Below are 19,958 nucleotides of genomic sequence, written 5' to 3' on the forward strand. Positions count from 1 at the left end.
GATGGAAGCCCTGTGAGGGGTGGAGTCGACCGGTACTAATAGGCCGAGGGCTTATAACGAAGGTGCTACGCATCCACTGTACGGTGTCTGAGACACCAACCACCCCCACCGGGGGATGACTGGCCTGACAGGTTGGTTATCGGGTGGGGTTGCTGGTTGTGATTGTTTCATAGTGTTTCGGCGGTCATAGCGGTGGGGAAACGCCCGGTCCCATTCCGAACCCGGAAGCTAAGCCCACCTGCGCCGATGGTACTGCACTCGTGAGGGTGTGGGAGAGTAGGACGCCGCCGGACAATCATTCCCGAAAGGGCCTGTGGTGAGGCACGTGTAACGTGCGTCAGACCACAGGCCCTTTTCGGTATGTCGGAGCAAGTTGCGGGTAGCCCGCACGCTGGAGGATCAGGTGTCGGACAACGAGTCAGGTCGTCGGAACGAGGCAGGCGACTCCCCCCGACGCGGATCCGATCGCGGCGAGAGCCGCTCAAGTTCGGACCGCGGCGGCTACAACAAGACCGGCGGCCACAAGTCCGACCGGGGCGGTTACCGCGGCGGTGATCGCGACTCCCGTCCCGGCGGTGACCGGGGAACCCAGGACCGTGGCGGCTACCGGTCCACCAACAGCTCCTCGGACCGTGGTGGCTACCGGTCCTCCGACTCCTCGCGTGGCGGCCCCCGCTCCGACGACCGCGGCGGCTCCCGCTCCGGCGGCTTCCGCTCGGATGACCGGGGTGGCTCGCGGTCCAGCAGCTCCGACCGCGGCGGCTACAAGTCCTCCGACGATCGAGGCGGCTCGCGCTTCGGCAGGTCCGACCGCGGGGCCTCCCGCTCCGGTGGCTCCGACCGCGGTGGATACCGCTCGGATGACCGTGGTGGTTACAAGTCGTCCGATGACCGTGGCGGTTCGCGTTCCGGCGGGTTCCGTTCTGGCGCGACGGGTGGCGGGTTCCGCTCGGATGACCGGGGTGGCTCGCGGCCCAGCAGCTCTGACCGTGGCGGCTACAAGTCTTCTGACGATCGCGGTGGTTCGCGCTCTGGTGGGTTCCGTTCTGGCGCAACAGGTGGCGGGTTCCGATCCGACGATCGCGGCGGTCCGCGCACCGGTGGATCGGACCGGGGCGGCTTCCGGTCCGGGGGTTCCGACCGTGGCGGTTTCCGGTCGGACGACCGGGGTGGCTCGCGGCCCAGCGGTGACCGTGGTGGTTCGCGGTTCGGTGGATCCGACCGTGGTGGCTTCAAGTCGGATGATCGCGGTGGCTCCCGTTCTGGTGGGTCGGATCGCGGTGGTTACCGCTCGGACGACCGTGGGGGCTCGCGTCCGGGAAGTTCGGACCGTGGTGGTTACCGCTCCGATGACCGGGGCGGCTCGCGTTCTGGTGGCTCCGACCGCGGTGGGTACAAGTCCGACGATCGTGGTGGTTCGCGGTCGGGCGGGTCGGATCGCGGTGGTTTCCGGTCCGATGACCGGGGCGGCTCGCGCTTCGGTGGCTCGGACCGCGGTGGGTTCAAGTCTGATGACCGTGGTGGCTCGCGCTTCGGCGGATCCGATCGCGGTGGCTACAAGTCGGATGACCGGGGCGGTTCGCGCACCGGAAGCTCTGACCGCGGCGGCTACAAGTCGGACGATCGGGGTGGCTCACGCACTGGTGGGTCCGACCGCGGTGGTTACCGCTCGGATGACCGGGGGAGCTCGCGTCCGACCGGTTCTGACCGTGGCGGGTTCCGCTCCGATGACCGGGGTGGTTCGCGGCCCAGCAGCTCCGACCGCGGGTTCAAGTCGGACGATCGCGGAGGTTCTCGTTCCGGCGGGTTCGATCGTGGCGGCTACAAGTCCGGCGATCGTGGTGGGTCGGACCGTGGCGGGTTCAAGTCGGATGACCGGGGAGGTTCGCGCACCGGGAGCTCCGACCGTGGTGGCTACCGCTCGGACGACCGGGGGAGTTCGCGCCCGTCCAGCTCGGATCGTGGTGGGTTCCGCTCCGATGATCGGGGTGGTTCGCGGCCCGGCAACTCTGACCGTGGCGGTTTCCGGTCCGGTAGCTCTGACCGTGGCGGCTACAAGTCTTCTGATGACCGTGGTGGTTACCGCGGTGGGGACCGTGACTCGCGGCCTAGTGGTGACCGCTTCAAGTCGGATGATCGCGGGGGTTCGCGCTCCGGTGGGTTCCGCTCGGACGACCGGGGTAGCTCGCGGCCCGCTGGCTCGGATCGCGGTGGCTACAAGTCCGACGATCGGGGCGGTTCGCGTTCCGACGGGTTCAAGTCCGATGAGCGGTCCGGGTTCCGGGCCGCCGGGCGCGGGCACTTCCGCGCTGACGACGTCGAGCCCGATCTCGTGGCCGCGACCGACGACGGCGACCAGGCTGACCAGGCCGACAAGCCGGTCGAGCGGCGGGAGCAGTCGCAGGACCGCTTCGTCGAGGTGACCGGGCGCCGGGAGCGGCCGCAGCGCGACTCGGGGGACCGGGACTCCGCGCCCGTCGAGTACGGGCCGAGGCTGCCCGAGGGCGCCGACTACTCCGCGCTCGACGTCGAGGCGCGGGCCGGGCTGCGCAGCCTGCCCAAGTCGCTGGCCGAGCTGGTGGGCAAGCACCTGGTCGCCGCGGGCATGCTCGTCGACGATGACCCGGAGCGCGCCCTCGAGCACGCCAGGTTCGCGCGGGAGCGTGCGGCGCGGGTGGCCGTTGTTCGGGAAGCCGCCGGGTTAACCGCCTACCACGCCGGTGAGTGGGCCGAGGCCCTCTCCGAGCTGCGCGCGGTCCGCCGGATGAGCGGCGGCAACACCTACATCGCCGTGATGGCCGACTGCGAGCGCGCGCTCGGCAGGCCGGAGCGGGCGCTGGAACTGGCCAAGGAAGCGGGGCGCGACCTGCCCGCGGACGTGGCCGTCGAGCTGCGGATCGTCAGCGCCGGTGCGCGCCGGGACATGGGCCAGCTGGAAGCGGCCGTGGTCAGCCTCCAGGGGCCGGACCTCGACCCCAAGCGGCGCGACCCGTGGAGCGCCCGGCTGTTCTACGCCTACGCCGACAACCTGGCCGCCGCGGACCGCACCGAGGAAGCCATCCAGTGGTTCCTCAACGCCGCCCAGGCCGACGACGACGAGGACACCGACGCCGCCGAGCGCGCCTTCGAGCTCGGCGCCGACGAGTCCGAGATCGCCGCCGCGCTGCCCGGCGAGACCGTCGAGGTGGACGAGTCCGCCGAGGACGCCGCCGCCGAGGACAACGCTGACGACGCCGACGAGTCCGAAGTGGACGACGAGGACGACCTGGTCGACTCCGACGACACGGCCGACGACCACCCCGTCGCGGACGACAACGCCGCCGTTGACGACAACAGCACCGTTGTCGACAACGCAGCGGTCAGCGAGAACGCAGCTGCTGACAACGCCGCCGCTGTCGACAAGGGCGAGGACAACCCCGGCGAGGCCAAGAGCGCTGTGGGTGACAAGAGCGGCAAGGACGCCGTGGATGGCTGATCGGCTGCTGGACGGCTACGACGCCCTGTTGTTCGACCTCGACGGCACCGTCTACCGGGGCGGTCAGGTCATCGACGGTGCGGCGGACGCCGTCGCCGCGGCCAGGGCGGAGCGGACCACGGTTCGCTTCGTCACCAACAACGCCTCCCGGTCGCCGGGGCAGGTCGCCGAGCACCTCACCGGGCTCGGCGTCCCCGCCACCGCCGACGAGGTCAGCACCAGCGCGCAAGCCGCTGCCGCCGTCCTCGCCCGGCGGCTGGAGCAGGGCGACCACGTCCTGGTCCTCGGCACCTCCGCGCTCGCCGCCGAGATCACCGCGGTCGGCCTGGTCCCGGTCCGCACCGCGACCGGCGTCAAGGCCGTGGTGCAGGGCCTGTCGCCGGACCTGAGCTGGAACGACCTCGCCGAGGCCTCCGTCGCGATTCGGGCCGGCGCGCTGTGGGTCGCCTGCAACATCGACCGCACGCTCCCGACCGAACGCGGGCTGTTGCCGGGCAACGGTTCCCTCGTCGCCGCGCTGCGCCACGCCACCGAGCTGGACCCCGAGGTGGCGGGCAAACCGGCCACCCCGCTGATGGACGAGTCCGTCCGCGCCGCCGACGCGAGGCACCCCCTCGTCGTCGGCGACCGCCTGGACACCGACATCGAGGGCGCCGTCGCCGCGGGCCTGGACTCGCTGCTGGTGCTCACCGGCGTCTCCACCGCCGCCGACGCCATCGCCGCCGGACCCGAGGCCCGCCCCACCTACATCGCCGCCGACCTCGGCGCGATCACCGCCGCCGCCGCGGACCTGGCCATCGGCCCCAAGCCGGGCTGGGACCTGCGCACCGAGGGCGACGAGGTCGTCGTCACCGGTGACGGTGACCCGCTGGACCTGGTCCGCGCGCTGTGCGCGGTGAGCTGGGCCGCCCTCGCGCCGCCGCGGATCACCGGCGACCACCCCGTGCTCGCCGAACTCGGACTCACCCGGGCGCGCTGAGCGCCCACCGGACGAGCACCATCGGATAGCGTGGAGGAGTGCAGGTGGACTTCACCCCGACCCCCGGACCGCCCAGGGACCCGGCGGCCCGCGACGAGGCGATAGCCGAGGCCGTCGCCGGGCTCGACGGGCTGGACGCGGTCCCGGTCGCCGAGCACGTCGACCGGTTCGACGCGGTGCACATCGCGCTCACCGCCGCGCTCGCCAGCATCGACAAGGTCTGACGCGGTGCCCAGGAGGGCGCGGCTGGACGCCGAACTGGTCCGCCGGGGGTTGGCCCGCTCCCGCGACCACGCCAGCGAGCTCATCGACGCGGGCCGAGTCACCATCCGCGGCACCGTCGCGACCAAACCGGCCACCGGCGTGGAGACCGACGCCGCCGTGGTGGTCAAGGACGTCGACGACGACCCCAACTGGGCCTCCCGCGGCGCGCACAAGCTCGTCGGCGCCCTCGACGCGTTCGAGGTCCCGGTCGAGGGCCGCCGCTGCCTGGACGCGGGCGCGTCCACCGGTGGCTTCACCGACGTCCTGCTCCGCCGCGGCGCCGCCCAGGTCGTGGCCGCCGACGTGGGGCGCGGTCAGCTGGTGTGGCGGCTGCGCAACGACGAGCGGGTCGTCATCAAGGACCGCACGAACGTCCGCGCCATCACCCCCGACGACATCGGCGGCCAGGTCGAGCTGGTGGTCGCCGACCTGTCGTTCATCTCCGCGCGCCTGGTGATGCCCGCGCTGCACGCCTGCCTGCGCGAGGACGGCGACCTGCTGCCGATGATCAAGCCGCAGTTCGAGGTCGGCAAGGAACGCCTCGGCTCCGGTGGCGTGGTGCGGGCGCCCGAGCTGCGCGTGGAGGTGGTCTCCCGGGTGCTCGTCGCCGCCGGTGAGCTCGGCCTGCGCGTGCACGGGGTGGTCGCGAGCCCGCTGCCGGGACCATCCGGCAACGTGGAGTACTTCGCCTGGCTGCGCCGCGGGGAGCCGCGCGCCGACGCCGAGGTGACGGCTCTGGTGGAAACCGCCGTGGAGGAGGGGCCGCAGTGACCCACCCGATCAAGCCGAGCGCGCCGGGTGCGGCCAGGGAGATCCTGCTGGTCGTGCACACCGGCCGCGCCGAGAACCGGCGGGTCGCCGAGAAGGTCGCGACCTGCTTCGCCGCCGCAGGCGTGCGGCTGCGGGTGGTCGACGACGAGGCCCCCGACCTCGACCCGTCCTGCTACAGCGAGGTCGTGCCGCTCGGCCCGGAGGCCGCCGTGGGCACCGAGCTGGTGTTCGTCCTCGGCGGCGACGGGACGCTGCTGCGCGCGGCCGAGATGGCCCACCCCGCCGGGGTCCCTGTGCTGGGGGTCAACCTGGGCAGGGTCGGGTTCCTCGCCGAGGCAGAGTCAGAGGCGCTGGCGGAGGCGATCGAGCTGGTCGTCGAACAGGGCTACCTGGTCGAGGAGCGGATGACAGTCGACGTCCGGGCCTACCTCGGCGACGAGCTGCTAGCCGACACGTGGGCTCTTAACGAGGCCAGCGTGGAGAAGAGCAGCCGCGAGCGGATCCTGGACGTGCGGGTCGACGTGGACGGCCGACCGGTGTCCTCCTTCGGCTGCGACGGCGTGCTGTGCGCCACACCCACCGGGTCGACCGCGTACGCCTACTCCGCGGGCGGACCCATCGTGTGGCCGGACGTGCAGGCGATGCTGGTGGTGCCGAGCAACGCGCACGCCATGTTCTCCCGGCCGCTGGCGGTGTCGTCCAAGTCGGTCGTCGGCATCGAGGTCGACCCGGACGGACAGCCCGCTGTGCTGTGCTGCGACGGCAGGCGCACCTTCGACATCCCGCCCGGCGCGCGCATCGAGGTGCGCGGCGGCAAGCAGCCGATCCGGCTGGCCCGGCTGCGTGACGAGACGTTCACCGAGCGCCTCGTCGACAAGTTCGCGCTGCCCGTGCACGGCTGGCGGACGCGGTGAACCTGTGGGCGGGCGCTTACCGCGATCACCGGGAGCCGCTAGGGTGCGCCCTGTGCTAGCCGAGATGCGCATCCAGGACCTCGGCGTGATCGACGAGGCCACGCTCGAGCTCCACCCGGGTTTCACCGTCGTGACGGGGGAGACCGGCGCGGGCAAGACGATGGTCGTCACCGGCCTGCACCTGCTCTCCGGCGGCAGGGGCGAGGCGTCACGGGTCCGCAGCGGGAAGCCGAAGGCCGTGGTCGAGGGCCGGTTCGAGGGCCTCGACGGGTCCCCGGCCGCCGCCGTGGCCACCGAGGCGGGCGCCGAGCCCGAGGACGACGGCAGCCTGATCACCCTGCGCAGCGTCAGCACCGACGGCCGCTCCCGCGCCCACGTCGGGGGCCGCTCGGTCCCCCTCGGGGTGCTGCAGGACCTGGCCGAGCAGCTGATCGCGGTGCACGGGCAGAACGACCAGCTGCGGCTGCTGCGCCCGGCCGAGCAGCGCGCGGTGATCGACCGGTTCGCCGGTGCCGACATCGCGGGCGTGCTCGCCGAGTACCGGTCGGTCCGCGAGCAGTGGATCGCCGTCACCACCGAGCTCGACGACCGGACCCGCCGCGCCAAGGAGCTGGCCCGCGAGGCCGAGATCCTGCGGATGGGCCTGGAGGAGATCACCGCCGTCGACCCGCAGCCGGGCGAGGACACCGAGCTGGTGGACCGCGCCCGCAGGCTCGCCGACGCCGACCAGCTGCGTGAGGCCGCCAGTGGCGCCGGCTACGCGGTGTCCGGTTCGCCGGACGGTGACCCGGACGTGCCCGGCGCGCTCGGGCTGATCGGCGAGGCGCAGCGGCGCGTGGCCGGATCCGAGGACCCGAGGCTGCGCGAGCTGGAACCGCGGCTGGCCGAGGCCTCCGTGCTGCTCACCGACGTCGGCGCCGAGCTGACCGCCTACCTCGACAGCCTCGACGCCGACCCGGCCGTGCTGGAGCAGGTGCTGGCCAGGCAGGCCGAGCTCAAGGCGCTGACCCGCAAGTACGCCGCCGACGTCGACGGCGTGCTCGCCTGGGCGCGCGACGCGGTGGACAAGCTCGCCGGTCTGGACACCTCCGAGGAGGCGCTCGGCGAGCTGGCCGCCCGCAAGGCCGCGCTGGCCGTTCAGCTCGGCACCCTGGCCGCCTCGCTCACCCAGGCCCGGTCGGTCGCTGCGGAGGCGCTCGCCAAGGCCGTCACCGACGAGCTGAGCGGCCTGGCCATGGGCAGCTCCAGCGTGCAGATCACGGTGCGGCCCCGGCCCGCCGAGGCGGGCGACCCGGTGGCGCTGACCGTCAGCGGCGTCGAACTGCACGCGGGCGCCGACGGCGTCGACGACGTGGAACTGCTGCTGGTCGCCCACGACGGCGCCCAGCCGCTGCCGGTGCACAAGGGCGCCTCCGGCGGCGAGCTGTCGCGGGTCATGCTCGCCATCGAGGTCGTGCTCGCGCACAGCGACCCGGTGCCGACACTGGTGTTCGACGAGGTCGACGCCGGGGTCGGCGGCCGCGCCGCGGTGGAGATCGGCCGCAGGCTGGCCCGGCTCTCCCGCAGCCACCAGGTGATCGTCGTGACCCACCTGGCCCAGGTCGCCGCCTTCGCCGACCGCCACCTGATCGTCGACAAGGGCATCCACGGCGGCGTCACCCGCAGCGACGTCCGCACCCTCGACGACAGCGAACGGGTCGTCGAACTCGCCAGGATGCTCGCGGGCATGGACTCCACCGAGACCGGCCGAGCCCACGCCGAAGAACTCCTAGGCGTAGCCGACGGCGAAAAACACGACTGGAAACTCAGCGGCAAACCCCGCCCCACCCGCAAGAAGCGCCAAGCCTGACGCTCGCCCAAGAGCCGACCCACACGCGCCCCATCGAGCATCCCTCAGCTCACCACCCCCGGCCCGAAGACGCACCCGACCGCCTCACCCGGCCACCGTCATTGCCCCGGCCCCGCCCGTCGAGGCCCTCGCGCGCCCAACTGCTCGATGGGTCGGACTTGTTTCGCGTGGGGGGACGGCGCCCGTAGCGTCGTTCGCGGACAGGGCCCTGCTTTTCGGCCCCTGCTTTGCGGTCCTGCCACGGGTGTCGTAGGGGCCCCGCGCGAAACAAGTTCGCCCCATCGAGCACCCCCACCCACCACCCCCAGCCCGACGACGCACCCAAACGCCCCACCCAGCCCCCTGCCCCCGCCGCCGACCGACCCGCCCCGGAGCCGCCGTAGACCCGCCCCGGAGCCGCCGTAGACCCGCCGACCCCGCCAGGACCTGCCTCTACGCCGCTTCCTGCTGCCCCGACTCAGCAGACGACTTCTGCGACGTCTCCGCCGGTGTCCTCTGCAACCGCGCCCACGACACCGCCAGCGGTACCGCCAAAGCGACCCCAAGCAACCCAGCCAACGCCACCGTGTTCATCGCCGAGCCGATCAGCTCAGCCACCAATCCACCGGCGGCCACGCCAAGACCCTGTGACACCCGCAATCCAGTGCGGGCCGCGCCGAACGCGCCGCCGCGGATCTCGTTGGGGACGATGGAGTTGAACACGGCCATCACGGTGATCTGGTAGGCCCCGACCATCCCGGCCAGCGCGAGCAGCACCAGGGCCACGATGAGGTTCGGCTTGATCACGAACAGGGCCAGCACGCCCACCGAGGCCGTGGCCAGCACGCCCACCAGCTTCACCCGGTGGTGGTCGGGTACGAAACGCGAGATCAGGAACGTCCCCAGGATGAAGCCCATCGGGTCCGCGGCTAATAACCAGCCCACCGCCTCAGGCGGCGCCCCGGCCTCTTGCGCCAGGGGAGCGGCCAGGCCCTCGGGGATGACGGCAAGGCCAACGAGCCACGACAGGGACAACAGCACTCGCAGCCTGCGGTCGCTGAAGACCCACTTGGCGCCGTCGAACCATCCGTCGTCCTTCGAGCCCGCGGGCGGGCGGTTGCGCACGTCGCGTTGGACCAAGATGGCGGCGATGGTGAAGGTGCCCGCGTCGATGAGCAGCGTGGCCGTGACGCCGATGGCGCCGATGAGCAGCCCACCACCACCGAGTCCGAGCAGCATCATCGTGTTCGTCGAGATGCCGCGCAGGTCCTGGCTGCGCAGGTACATCGCGTCGTCGTCGGCGAACACCTCGCGCGTGGTGGCGTTCTGCGCCGCGAGGGCGGGCGACTGCACCATCGGCACGATGATGACCAGGACGAACAGCACCCACAGCGGCACGTGCGGGATGGCCATCGTGGCGACGACCACGGCCTGGATGACCGAGCACACCACCATCAGCGTCCGGCGCCGGTAGCGGTCCGCCAGCTGCGAGAGGCCAAGGCCGCCGGCCAGCGCGGGCAGGAACGTCAGCGCGTAGATGCCCGCGGCGTAGAAGGCCGATCCGGTGCGGTTGTAGACCAGGATCGCCAGCGCGACCCGGGTCAGCTGGTCCCCGGCGACGGAGACCGCCTCGGAGATCCAGAGCGCGCGGAACTCCCGGTTCGCCAGAACCGTGACCATGCCCGGCGCTGCTCGGCTCACGTGTGCTCCCGTCCGGCGGGTTCGTGGCCCGCTGGCTGACTCCATCCTCCGCGCCCCTGGGTCTGGGGGCGGTGAACCCGGTGCCTGCCGCCGCTCGGTCATCGCGGCGTCGCACAGAGTACCGGCAGTATCGGCGCCTGATCGGCACAGGTGAAGCATCCAGGGCCCGGAAAACCCGCTGATGCGCCCGTCCGGCGCAACCGGTCCGATCGGTCGGCGACTACCCGCGGGCTGAATGGCCCACCGCGTTCGGCGCAGCCGCCTCGCCGCTCGTCGCCGGGCACCCCGGTGCCGTCACGAAGTACCCAACACTGGCGGGAGCTTGTGGCGGGATGACCGCCAGCGCGGGGGGCGCCGTCCACCGCGCGGATCGGGGCAGGCGTCAGGGGAGCGGCATGGACGGCAGGGCAGTTGTGGTGACCGGGGCCGGGCGTGGTCTAGGGGAGGCGTTCGCGGCGCACCTGGCCCGAGCGGGCGCGGCGGTGGTGGTCAACGACGTCGACGAGCCGCTGGCGCTGCGGGTGGCCGAGGCGATCCGGCGCGACGGCGGGGCGGCGGTGGCGAGCGCGCACGACGTCGCCGACCCCGAGCAGGCCGACGCCCTCGTGGCGCTGTGCGTCGCCGAGTTCGGCGCGGTCCACGGGTTGGTCAACAACGCGGGCCTGACCTACGAGGCGCTGCCGTGGGAGGACGACGACCCGGCGCGGATCCGGGCGGTGGTCGAGGTGAACGTGCTCGGGGTGATCTACACGGGCCTGGCCGCGATCCGCCGGATGCGGGCGGCCGGGGGCGGGGCGATCGTCAACATCTCCTCCGGCGCCTCGCTCGGGCAGCGCACCATCGCCACCTACGCCGCCACCAAGGGCGCTGTGTCCTCGCTCACGACGTCCTGGGCGCTGGACCTGGAGGACTCCGGCATCCGGGTGAACGCGGTCTGCCCGAAGGCGTACACCAGGATGGTGTGGACCTCGGAACGGGCATCGCGGCACACACCGCCCGAACACACCCCCGACCTGGTGGCCCCGCTGGTGCACTTCCTGCTCGACGAGCGCTCGGCAGGCATCACCGGACAGGTCGTCCGCTGCACCGGACCGGAGTTGCACATCGTCGGTCAGCCCTACTTCAAGGCGCCGATCCTGCACCGCGACGCCTGGGACGTCGACACCGTGGCGACCGCGTTCGCGGAGGTGTTCGGCGGGCACCTGGAGCCCTACGGGCTGGAGAAGCGGTTGCCGCCGCGGCTGCGCAAGTGGCTGACCCCCGTGCGCAGCGCGTAGCGGTGCACCCGCGCGGGCGGGTGATCAATTCGCTCGTTCGGGCGCTGCCCGGCGGTGGCGAACGTCGTAATCGAGTAGTCGACACGTCCGAGTAGTGTCGTGCTCCATTCGGGCGCTGCTTGGCGTAGCGGGGTCGCTACTGTCGGCGCAGGACGTACCGTGGGGACAGTGCCGCGCGGACCGGTCACGCGCGGCGAGGGCACGGCCGATGACACACCGCGTGAGCGGTGGGCGATGTCACGGGTGAGGGTCCGGCGGCCACGCCGGGCCGGGTACCCGGGTGTGGAACAACCCCCCGGGCGCGCGGACGTCTCAGTGGACGCTCGCACGTGGTGCGGAGGAAGGGAGGGCGAGGCGTTGGGGCTCACCGATCGCGGCGACGCGCACGGCGCGCCGCTCACCGGCGTGCCTCCGGTTTCCGGTGGGGACACTGGGGATGCCGCTGCGGACAGGGGTTCCGCGCGCACCAAGCACGACCGGGTCATCGCCGCCACCGGTACTGCCGGGGCGGCGGGCGGGGTCACCGGCGACGGCCGCGCATCGGGCTCTGCCGCCGGTGTGGACGGTCGGACCGGGGATCCGGTCGAGGGCGGACTCGAGTCCGCCGAGGGGGTCGGGTCGGGGCTCACCGGTCGCGGGGACGCGCGCCAGGCGCCTCGTGCCGATCAAGCCGGGATCGAAGTGGACGGTCACGCTGCGTCCACGGCTGCCGGGCTCACCAATCGCGGGACATCGGGCGCTCCTCTGCGGGGACGGGTCGGTGCGGGGGACGAGGGCGGTTTCACCAATCGCGGGACATCGGTAGCTCCTTCGGCCGAGTCGGTGGCTGAGGTCGACGCTGCGATCACCAGTCGCGGGACATGTGCGGCTCCTTCGGTTGCCGGGGCGGTGGGCGGTTCGGTGTTCACCAGTCGCGAGACATCGGTGGCTCCTTCTGCTGTGGTCGGGGTTGAGGCGGGGGCTGTGGTCACCAGTCGCGGGACATGTGCGGCTCCTTCGGTTGCCGAGGTGGCGGGCGGTTCGGTGTTCACCAGTCGCGAGACATCGGTGGCTCCTTCTGCTGTGGTCGGGGCTGAGGACGAGGCTCTGGTCACCAGTCACGAGACATTGAGGACTCCTTCGGCTGCGGTTGGGGTCGTGGCTGAGGCTGTGGTCACCAATCGCGGGACATTGAGGACTCCTGGTTCTGCTGGTGGGGCTGCGGTCGAGGGTGTGGTCACCAATCGCGGGACATGTGCGGCTCCTTCGGTCTATGGGGCTGGGGATGGCTCTGCGGTCACCAGTCACGGGACATTGAGGACTCCTGGTTCTCCAAGTGGGGCTGTGGCTGAGGGAGTGGTCACCAGTCGCGAGACATGTGCGGCTCCTTCGGTTGATGGGGCGGTGGGCGGTTCGGTGTTCACCAGTCGCGAGACATTGACGGCTCCCTCTAGTGCGGTTGGGGTAGTGGCTGAAGCTGTGGTCACCAGTCACGGGACATTGAGGACTCCTGGTTCTGCTAGTGGGGTTGGGGCCGTGGTCACCAGTCACGAGACATCTGGGGCTCCTTCTGCTCCGGTCGGGACGGTGGGCGGGGTGGTCACCAGTCGCGGGACATCCGAGGCTCCTTCCGGGGGCGAGGGGGTCGGGCTGGACGGGGTCACCAGTCGCGTGAGCGCATCGGGGGCTCCTCCTGCGGGTACGGTCGGTGCTGTGGCGGACGGCGGCACCGGGCGCGCGAACGCGTCGGCCGCTACTCCTTTGCTCGATGTGGACGCTGCCGATAGGTACGCTGCCGGACACCACGCTGACGACAGGGCTGTTCACCCTGCGCGGTCGGTTGGGGCGCGAGCGGAGCACGGGAACGCGAGCGCATCGGACACACCTCCAAGGGGATCCACGCTGGACGAAACGTTCGACAGGCCGGAAGGTGACGCCGCGGCGGCGAATCGCAACCGTGGCGGCACCGGTGCCGACGTGCCTGGGTCGGCGCCCCGCGGGGGTGTCCGGCGCCGGATCCGTTCACGGCTAAGTGTGACCGACTCGCTGCGCACTGAACACCCTTCGTCTTGGCGGTGGGTCCGGTCGTGGGGACTGTGGTCGCTGCCGTCGGCCGCCCTGCGCTATGTGATCATCTTCGAACTCCTCGCCGCCACGGCGGTCGTCGTCGCCTGCCTTACCGACGTACCACCGACGCGGGCCGATTGGCGCTGGCTCGCTGTTCTGGTCGGCGCGGGCGCGGCGCACCTGTGGTTGTCGCGGCGCACGGAGGAGACCCGGCGCGACAGCGGCACCGGTCCGCACATGGACACCAGCGTCGTGTGGATCCTGCCCGCGATGGTGTTGCTGCCCGCGTGGATGGCCGTGCTGTCGATGTTGCTGCTGCGCGTGCAGCTCTACCCGGTGGCCCGCCGACCGCTCTACCGCTACACCTTCGGCACCGCGGGCATCCTGCTCGCCGCGCTCGGTTCCTTCGCCGTGGTCCGGGTGGCCGGGGTGGACGTGACCAGCGCGTTCGGCGCCCGCGAGGCCCTGGTGCTGGCGCTGGCCGGGCTGACCTACTTCGTGATCAACGCCATCGCCATCGGCGGGGTCATCGCGCTGTCCACACCGCAGCCGACCTGGACCGTGGTGATCGGTTCGCGGCGCGACAACGCCATGGCGGCGCTGACGGTGTGCCTCGGCGCGCTGGCCGCGCTGGCCATCGCGCACGCCTGGCTGGCGCCGCTGTTCGTGGTGCCGCTGCTGTGCGCGCTGGACTGGGGCGCCCTGCAGATCGAGAACCTGCGCGGCGACGCCCGCACCGACCACAAGACCCAGCTGCTCAACAGCCGCGGCTGGCACGAGCAGGCGGGCCGGGAGATGTCCCGCTCGGCGCGGCTGCGCACGACGCTGTCGGTCGCGGTGCTCGACCTGGACCACTTCAAGCTCGTCAACGACACCTGGGGCCACCCGGCTGGCGACGCGGTGCTGCGCGCGGTCGGCCGGGTCCTGCGCGAGACCACCCGCCAGGGCGATGTGGTGGGTCGCTTCGGCGGCGAGGAGTTCGTGCTGCTGCTGCCCGACACCGACCTCGACGGCGCCGTGCAGGTCGCCGAGCGCATCCGCCGCGGTGTGGCCGCCATGCAGGTCGCCGCCACCGACAAGCGCGGCCAGCCGGTCGTCATCAGCGGCCGCACCACCTCCATCGGCGTGGCCACCGCCTCCGGGGTCGACCTGGACACGATGCTGCGCCGCGCCGACGCCGCGGTGTACGAGGCCAAGCACGGTGGCCGCAACCAGGTCCGAGTGGCGGACCACACCGCGGACGCGGCCCTCTAGTCCCGAGATGCGGGAAGCCGGCCCCCGAGAGGACCGGCTTCCGGCGTCGACTGTTCAGTTGGGACGTTACGGGCGGGACGCCCGCAGGGTGTAAGAGCCGGAGCCGCTGTAGGCGTGGACCTGCCAGCGGTAGTACCCGGCGGTACCGGTGTAGGAGACGGACTCGACGTTGGACGGCGTGCCGCCCGTGCCGACGTTCGCCCACGTGCTGCCGTTCCACTTCTGCAGGTACAGGTCGAAGTCGGTGCCCGCGGGACCGGTCAGGCAGCCGCGGTGGGCACCGGTCACGGTCGTTTGGTAGTAGCTGTTGTTCGGCTGCACGGCTCTACCGCCGCTGGCGAGGCTGCCGGTGTAGGTGGTGCCGGTGCAGGTGCCGGGCGGGTTGGTGGTGGGCGGGGTCGTGGTCGGCGGGGTGCCGCCGTTGGTGACCAGGCTCAGCCCGTACGCCTGGAGGATCTCGTTGACCGGCTGGAAGTAGGTCGTGCCGCCGGAGGAGCAGTTGCCGGAGCCGCCCGAGGTGACGCCCTGGGCCTGGCTGCCCGAGATGGCCGAGCCGCCGGAGTCGCCCGGCTCGGCGCACGCGTTGGTGCGGATCAGGCCGGTGATGGTGCCCTCGGGGTAGGTGACCGAGGAGTTGCGGGCCTGGATGGTGCCGCAGCGCCACCCGGTGGTGGACCCGGAGCGGCAGATCGACGACCCGACCGGGGCGTCGGTGCTGCCCGCGACCGCGACCCGGCCGCCGGAGTAGTTGTTGACCGCACCGATCACCGTGTTGCCCGCGCCGACCCGGACGAACGCGTAGTCGTTGCCGGGGAAGCTCGACCCGGCGAAGCTACCGCTGGGCTGGGTGGTGCTGGCGCCGGTGCTGCCGCAGTGGCCCGCGGTGACGAACCCGCCGGTCACCGAGAAGCCGACCGAGCAGCGGGTGCCGCTGCCGATGTAGTACGCGTTGCCGCCGACGACGTCGATCAGCTTGCGCGGGGACTCGTCGGAGGCCTCCACGCTGACCGCGTCCGCCGGGACGCCGCTGGCGGCCACGAACGCGCGGGCCGCGGCGATCGCCGAGCCGCGGGACTTGACCACGATCTTGTTGCCGGGCAGGTCGACGTACCAGGCGGGGACGGTCTTCGGGCTCCTGGCCTGGTTGGCGTCCAGCCTGGCCTTGAGCTCGTCGAGCTGGGCCTCGGTCCGCGACACCAGCACCGCGTCCGCGCCCGCCGACCTGGCGGTGGCCGCGGCGGCATTGTCGGTGACGGCGACGACGAGCTTGCCCCGGCCCGCGTCGTACCAGCTGCCGCCGAGCTTGGCCGCCAGCTGCTTGCGCAGCCCGCGGTCGGCCCGTGCGGCCCGGTCCTCGTCGGCCAGCCGTGTGGTGGCGCCCTCGGCGGAGAGGCCGAGGTCTCGTCGCATCGCCGACTGCATGCTGTCCGCCGCGGCGGCGGCCCCGGCTGGTGCTGGGGCCGCCTCGGCGGACAGGGTCACCGCGACGGCGATGCCCGAGGTCGCCACCGTGGCCGCGAGTAAGGCGGTGATCTTGCGGGTCGTGCCGGATTTCCCGGTCTTGGGTGCCATGCCGTGCTCCTCGTGCAGGGGAGGGTTACGGGGCCCGCTGACCGGCGCGTCGAAGCCGACCGGCTGGCTGGGCCGGTCCTTGGCGACGTGCGGGATAGGTCCGGTGACTTCTCAACCGGACGAAACGGTCAGCAGGTGTCAGGCACAGTAATCCGCGTCACAGGACTTTGGGCCATAGTAGTTGGCCATAGCACCCGCTCAGATCGCCTCCGGGCGCTCGACGCCGAACCCGGGGTAGTCGCGCAGGAACTCGGTGTAGCGCGCACTGCGGGCGATCACGTCGGCGTAGGCGGTGCTCGCCATCTTGACCAGCTGGTCGGAGAACGCCGCGGCCGAGCCGTCGGGGTGCCAGCCGATCAGGTTGCGCCACCGCAGCGGGTTGCCCGCGATCGGCACCGGCACCACGCCGGGCATCCTGCGGAACATCGGCTGGCAGAGCACCACGGCGTCGCCGGACTCGACCAGGTCGATGCAGCTGTTGACGTCGGTCTCGTAGAGGGTGCGCGGGGTGAACCCGGCCCTGGCGCAGGCCGCGGCGAAGCAGTCGGCGAAGCAGCCGTCGCCCGGCGTGGCCCCCCACTGCACGCCTGCCAGCTCGGAGAGCTGCACCTCGCGCTGGTCGGCCAGCGGGTGCTTGTCCGAGAGCAGCACGAACACCGGGTCGGTGGCCAGCGTCCGCCAGATCAGCCCCGGTTGCGACGGTGGCGGCGCGTCGCCGCACACCCCGACCAGGGTGTAGTCGACCCGCCCGTCGGCCACCATCGACGCCAGCTCCTCCGACGACCACGACACGTGCGTGGTGACGTGCAGGTCGGGGTAGGCGGCGTTGAGCTGGTGCACGAGCCCGCCGAGCACCGGGCCGGTCGCCGACCCGAGCCGCAGCCTGGCCGGGGTGTCCCCGGGCAGCGCGGCGTTGTTGGCGAAGCGGGCCGCCTCCTCCCGCAGCCCGGACACCGCGGGCAGCAGCAGCCGGGCCCTGGACAGCACCAACTCGCCGAGAGCGGTCGGTCTGGCTCCCTTCCTGTCGCGTTCGAAGAGAGGTCCACCGAGCGCGCGCTCGATCCGGTGGAGCTGAGCGGTCAGCGCGGGTTGGGCGAGTCCCAAGGTGGACGCGGCCTTGGTGATGCTGCCCGCCTCGGCGACCGCAACGATGATTTTGAAGTGGCGCAGCTCCAGCTCCATGGGACAAAGCTAGGCCGAAGGATCACAGACGCCAAGCCCTAGGACCAGGGCGCACGAGTTCTGCGTGTTGTTGATCGGACACCGCGCGTTGGTGACAACTTCACGCAGTGAACGCGCAACTCCGGTTCAGGGGTGCGCACGTGCGGCCACGTGCGTAGACGTCGATGTGCAAGTTGCACATTAGTCCGCCCCGGTGGCCGTTGTCAGCGGGCGCGGGCACTCCGATCGCGCTGGGAGCGCTCCACCCGATCTCCGGATCGGCCAGTGTGGACAGTCCAGCACGGACTGGGCGGTCTAGTCCACTACTCCGGATGTGCGCTGCCTCGCACGCTGGTGGAGCCCCACCACGACCAGGGCGACGAACGCGCCGGTCACCACGCAGATCGACACCCTGGCCACCCCGGCCGCCACCTGGGCGTCGGTCGGCCGCACCCCGGCGGCCAGCGTCTTGGTGAACCCCACCACCGACTGGTGGTTCATCCACGCCATCACCGTCACGGCCCTGACCACGGCCAACCCGACCCCGGCGGCCACCACGGCGCTGATCACCAGCCACGGCCTGGCAGGCGGGGTGTAGAGCGGCGACACCCGCTCCACCGGCTCCTGCCGCCGCAGCCGCGCGACCGCGTACCAGAGCACCACGGCCCCGCCGACCACGCTGCTCAGGTACTGCAGGAAGTGGTAGCGCGGCATCCCCACCCACAGCCACTCCCGGAACAGCCGCGGGTACTGCTGCACCACCCAGCCGTCGTGGTGGGTGAACGCGTCCCACACCAGGTGCGTCACCCCGCCCAGCAGCACCGACAGCACGATCCACCCGACCGCCGCGACCCCCAGCCGCGGCGGTCGGGGTACCACCCGCGCCCGGACCCAGCGCGGGGCCAGGGCCATCAGCGCGGGCACGACGAGCACGTGGAACACCGCGAGCAGGGCCAGCGCGACCGGCAGGTCGATGACCGCCAGACCCAGCCAGGTGTGGGTGCGCTCGTCGACGCCGGGCTCCAGGGCCAGGAAGTACAGCAGGTCCGGCGACATCGACCCGACCACGAGCGCGGACCCCACCAGCGGTCGCCGCCGCAGGAACGGCAGCACCGCGGCGGCGTGCGACAGCGTGTAGGGCATGGCGCCACCTTGCCCGGTCGGCTGTGTCCCGCGCGCGTCCGAGTGGTGCACATCCTGTGGAGAACCGGTCGAGCCGGGCCCGGGGACGCCGAACGCGGGCCACCCCCCGTCCGGGGTGGCCCGCGTTCGACGCGGTCAGCGGCAGCCGACCGACTCTCGTGCTGCGGCGCTGGAGCTGTCCGGGGCTCTTACTGCGCCGGGGCGCCGGACAGCTTCCAGATGGCGTAGGCGATCGCGTCGCTGTGCCGGTCGAGCGAGGTGGCGTTGATGTTGGTCGTCCGGTCGCACGAGCGGTGGTAGCAGGGGTCGTAGGCCGCGTTGGCGGTACCGCCCCACTTCTGCGCCTGCGCCGCGGTCTTGGTGCCCTCCGCGCCGCTGAACAGGCCGCCGATCGGGATGCCGGAGCGGGCGAACGCGGCGTGGTCGGACCGGCCGCCGACCGAGGTGGTCTCGGTGGGCACGCCGATGCGGGCGAAGTGCTCCTCGAGCGCCTTCTGCAGCGTCGCCGACCCGGTGGGCTGCCCGCTGGAGGAGTACACGAAGTACGCGGGGTTGGGGGAGCCGGTCATGTCGAAGTTCAGGTAGCCCTTGATCTTCGACCGCTCGGTGCTGGCCAGCGTGTTCACGTAGTTGGTCGACCCGACCAGGCCGAGCTCCTCCGCGCCCCACCAGCCGAACCGCAGGTGCTTGGTGGGCTTGAGCTGCGCCCGCGACACCGCCAGCGCGACCTCGAGCAGCCCGGCCGACCCGCTGCCGTTGTCGTTGATGCCCGGCCCCGCGCTGACGCTGTCCAGGTGCGCGCCCGCCATCAGCACGTTGTTGGCGTCCCCACCCGGCCAGTCGGCGATCAGGTTGTAGCCGGTGGCCCCGCTGGAGGTGAACGTCTTCACCGACGTCGTCCACCCGGCCGCGTCGAGCTTGCCCTTCACCCAGTCCACCGACGCCTTGTACCCGGGCCGCCCGTGCGCCCGGTTGCCGCCGTTGTTGTTGGCGATGGTCTGCAACTGGTTGAGGTGCGCCTGCACGTTCGCCACTGAGATGTCCGGCGCCGCGAGCGCTTGCGCCGCGCCCGCGGTGGGAACGCTGAGCACGGCTCCCACCAGCGTGAATCCGACTGCCACGGACAGAATGGCTTTCCTGGCCATACCTGCTGCCTCCTACCGGGTTGGGGACACGCACCTCCGATCCTCAACCACGGTCCTGGCCGCCCGAAAGGCCGCGTTATTCCCTTTCGTTCCCATTCGCACGCCTATTCCACAATGGAACGCCGGAATCACCGACCACCCCCACCGCTGTCCACCGCGCCACCCCACCCCAAAGCGCCAGAATGCGCTTGTCCACCAACCAAACCGCCCCCGGCCACTCCCCCGCCCCCTCGCGCTGGCGCCCCCCAGGTGTCCCATGTGGTCCGGTCGCACCACCCCGCTCGAGCCCCCCGGACCTGCCCCCACCGCACCGTGGGCGACAGCCCCATCGGTTACATACTCGATGTGAGGGCCGAAGGCCGAGCGAGCCCCCGCTGGGTCCGGCGACCGCCGCGCCATGGGCGACAAGCTCATTGGTTACATACTCG

Annotated in this window: 13 protein-coding genes and 1 rRNA gene; 9 read left to right on the plus strand and 5 right to left on the minus strand. The window is 71.9% G+C overall.

Going from position 1 to position 19,958, the window contains the following annotated elements; all coding sequences use genetic code 11:
* The first annotated feature begins 176 nt into the window (after positions 1-176).
* From rrf to recN, 7 genes are all read left to right on the plus strand, one after another.
* Positions 177-293: ribosomal RNA gene (rrf, locus tag BMY07_RS01835) — 5S ribosomal RNA — on the plus strand.
* Positions 294-2,332: 2,039 nt separating this feature from the next.
* Complete coding sequence (locus BMY07_RS35145) at positions 2,333-3,475, plus strand: tetratricopeptide repeat protein (RefSeq protein ID WP_245782135.1); 1,143 nt, start codon at positions 2,333-2,335, stop codon at positions 3,473-3,475.
* Positions 3,468-4,454 (plus strand): HAD-IIA family hydrolase, encoded by a 987-nt coding sequence (locus BMY07_RS01845; protein ID WP_092774616.1) that lies wholly within the window; start codon positions 3,468-3,470, stop codon positions 4,452-4,454. The genes BMY07_RS35145 and BMY07_RS01845 overlap by 8 nt, the downstream gene beginning before the upstream one ends.
* Positions 4,455-4,498: 44 nt before the next feature.
* Positions 4,499-4,678: a hypothetical protein gene (locus tag BMY07_RS01850; RefSeq protein ID WP_092774617.1), complete on the plus strand. Its 180-nt coding sequence runs from the start codon at positions 4,499-4,501 to the stop codon at positions 4,676-4,678.
* A 4-nt stretch (positions 4,679-4,682) separates the two neighbouring features.
* Entirely contained in the window at positions 4,683-5,489 is an 807-nt protein-coding gene (locus BMY07_RS01855) for a TlyA family RNA methyltransferase (protein WP_092774618.1), read from the plus strand.
* Positions 5,486-6,403, plus strand: coding sequence for an NAD kinase (locus tag BMY07_RS01860; protein ID WP_245782136.1), 918 nt, complete (start codon positions 5,486-5,488; stop codon positions 6,401-6,403). The genes BMY07_RS01855 and BMY07_RS01860 overlap by 4 nt, the downstream gene beginning before the upstream one ends.
* A gap of 43 nt (positions 6,404-6,446) precedes the next feature.
* Positions 6,447-8,252 (plus strand): DNA repair protein RecN, encoded by a 1,806-nt coding sequence (gene recN, locus BMY07_RS01865; protein WP_218150562.1) that lies wholly within the window; start codon positions 6,447-6,449, stop codon positions 8,250-8,252.
* A gap of 432 nt (positions 8,253-8,684) precedes the next feature.
* On the opposite strand, the gene BMY07_RS01870 is transcribed toward recN, so the two are convergent.
* Complete coding sequence (locus BMY07_RS01870; RefSeq protein WP_092774619.1) at positions 8,685-9,911, minus strand: MFS transporter; 1,227 nt, start codon at positions 9,909-9,911, stop codon at positions 8,685-8,687.
* A 416-nt stretch (positions 9,912-10,327) separates the two neighbouring features.
* On the opposite strand from BMY07_RS01870, the gene BMY07_RS01875 reads away from it, so the two are divergent.
* Both BMY07_RS01875 and BMY07_RS34060 read left to right on the plus strand, forming a co-directional pair.
* The gene (locus tag BMY07_RS01875; protein WP_092774620.1) at positions 10,328-11,209 is read left to right on the plus strand and encodes an SDR family NAD(P)-dependent oxidoreductase; all 882 of its coding nucleotides are present in this window, start codon (positions 10,328-10,330) and stop codon (positions 11,207-11,209) included.
* A 2,013-nt stretch (positions 11,210-13,222) separates the two neighbouring features.
* Positions 13,223-14,509: a GGDEF domain-containing protein gene (locus BMY07_RS34060; protein WP_177215382.1), complete on the plus strand. Its 1,287-nt coding sequence runs from the start codon at positions 13,223-13,225 to the stop codon at positions 14,507-14,509.
* Positions 14,510-14,575: 66 nt separating this feature from the next.
* Here BMY07_RS34060 and BMY07_RS01885 read toward each other — a convergent pair whose 3' ends face one another.
* The 4 genes from BMY07_RS01885 to BMY07_RS01900 all read right to left on the minus strand — a co-directional run bounded on the left by BMY07_RS01885 (position 14,576) and on the right by BMY07_RS01900 (position 19,506).
* Positions 14,576-16,081 (minus strand): S1 family peptidase, encoded by a 1,506-nt coding sequence (locus tag BMY07_RS01885; RefSeq protein ID WP_092774622.1) that lies wholly within the window; start codon positions 16,079-16,081, stop codon positions 14,576-14,578.
* A 198-nt stretch (positions 16,082-16,279) separates the two neighbouring features.
* Positions 16,280-17,263 (minus strand): LysR family transcriptional regulator, encoded by a 984-nt coding sequence (locus BMY07_RS01890; RefSeq protein ID WP_092774623.1) that lies wholly within the window; start codon positions 17,261-17,263, stop codon positions 16,280-16,282.
* Positions 17,264-17,557: 294 nt separating this feature from the next.
* Entirely contained in the window at positions 17,558-18,385 is an 828-nt protein-coding gene (locus BMY07_RS01895) for a DUF4184 family protein (RefSeq protein ID WP_092774624.1), read from the minus strand.
* A 188-nt stretch (positions 18,386-18,573) separates the two neighbouring features.
* Positions 18,574-19,506 (minus strand): M28 family metallopeptidase, encoded by a 933-nt coding sequence (locus tag BMY07_RS01900; protein WP_245782137.1) that lies wholly within the window; start codon positions 19,504-19,506, stop codon positions 18,574-18,576.
* Positions 19,507-19,958 lie beyond the last annotated feature (452 nt).

The sequence above is a fragment of the Actinokineospora terrae genome, assembly GCF_900111175.1.
Classification (GTDB): Bacteria; Actinomycetota; Actinomycetes; order Mycobacteriales; family Pseudonocardiaceae; genus Actinokineospora; species Actinokineospora terrae.

Bases quoted from the DNA above. Each gene is read 5' to 3' on its own strand.
- BMY07_RS01845 (WP_092774616.1), top strand. From the start codon at position 3,468: ATGGCTGATCGGCTGCTGGACGGCTACGACGCCCTGTTGTTCGACCTC.
- BMY07_RS01870 (WP_092774619.1), bottom strand. From the start codon at position 9,911: ATGGTCACGGTTCTGGCGAACCGGGAGTTCCGCGCGCTCTGGATCTCC.
- BMY07_RS01875 (WP_092774620.1), top strand. From the start codon at position 10,328: ATGGACGGCAGGGCAGTTGTGGTGACCGGGGCCGGGCGTGGTCTAGGG.
- BMY07_RS01885 (WP_092774622.1), bottom strand. From the start codon at position 16,081: ATGGCACCCAAGACCGGGAAATCCGGCACGACCCGCAAGATCACCGCC.
- BMY07_RS01890 (WP_092774623.1), bottom strand. From the start codon at position 17,263: ATGGAGCTGGAGCTGCGCCACTTCAAAATCATCGTTGCGGTCGCCGAG.
- BMY07_RS01895 (WP_092774624.1), bottom strand. From the start codon at position 18,385: ATGCCCTACACGCTGTCGCACGCCGCCGCGGTGCTGCCGTTCCTGCGG.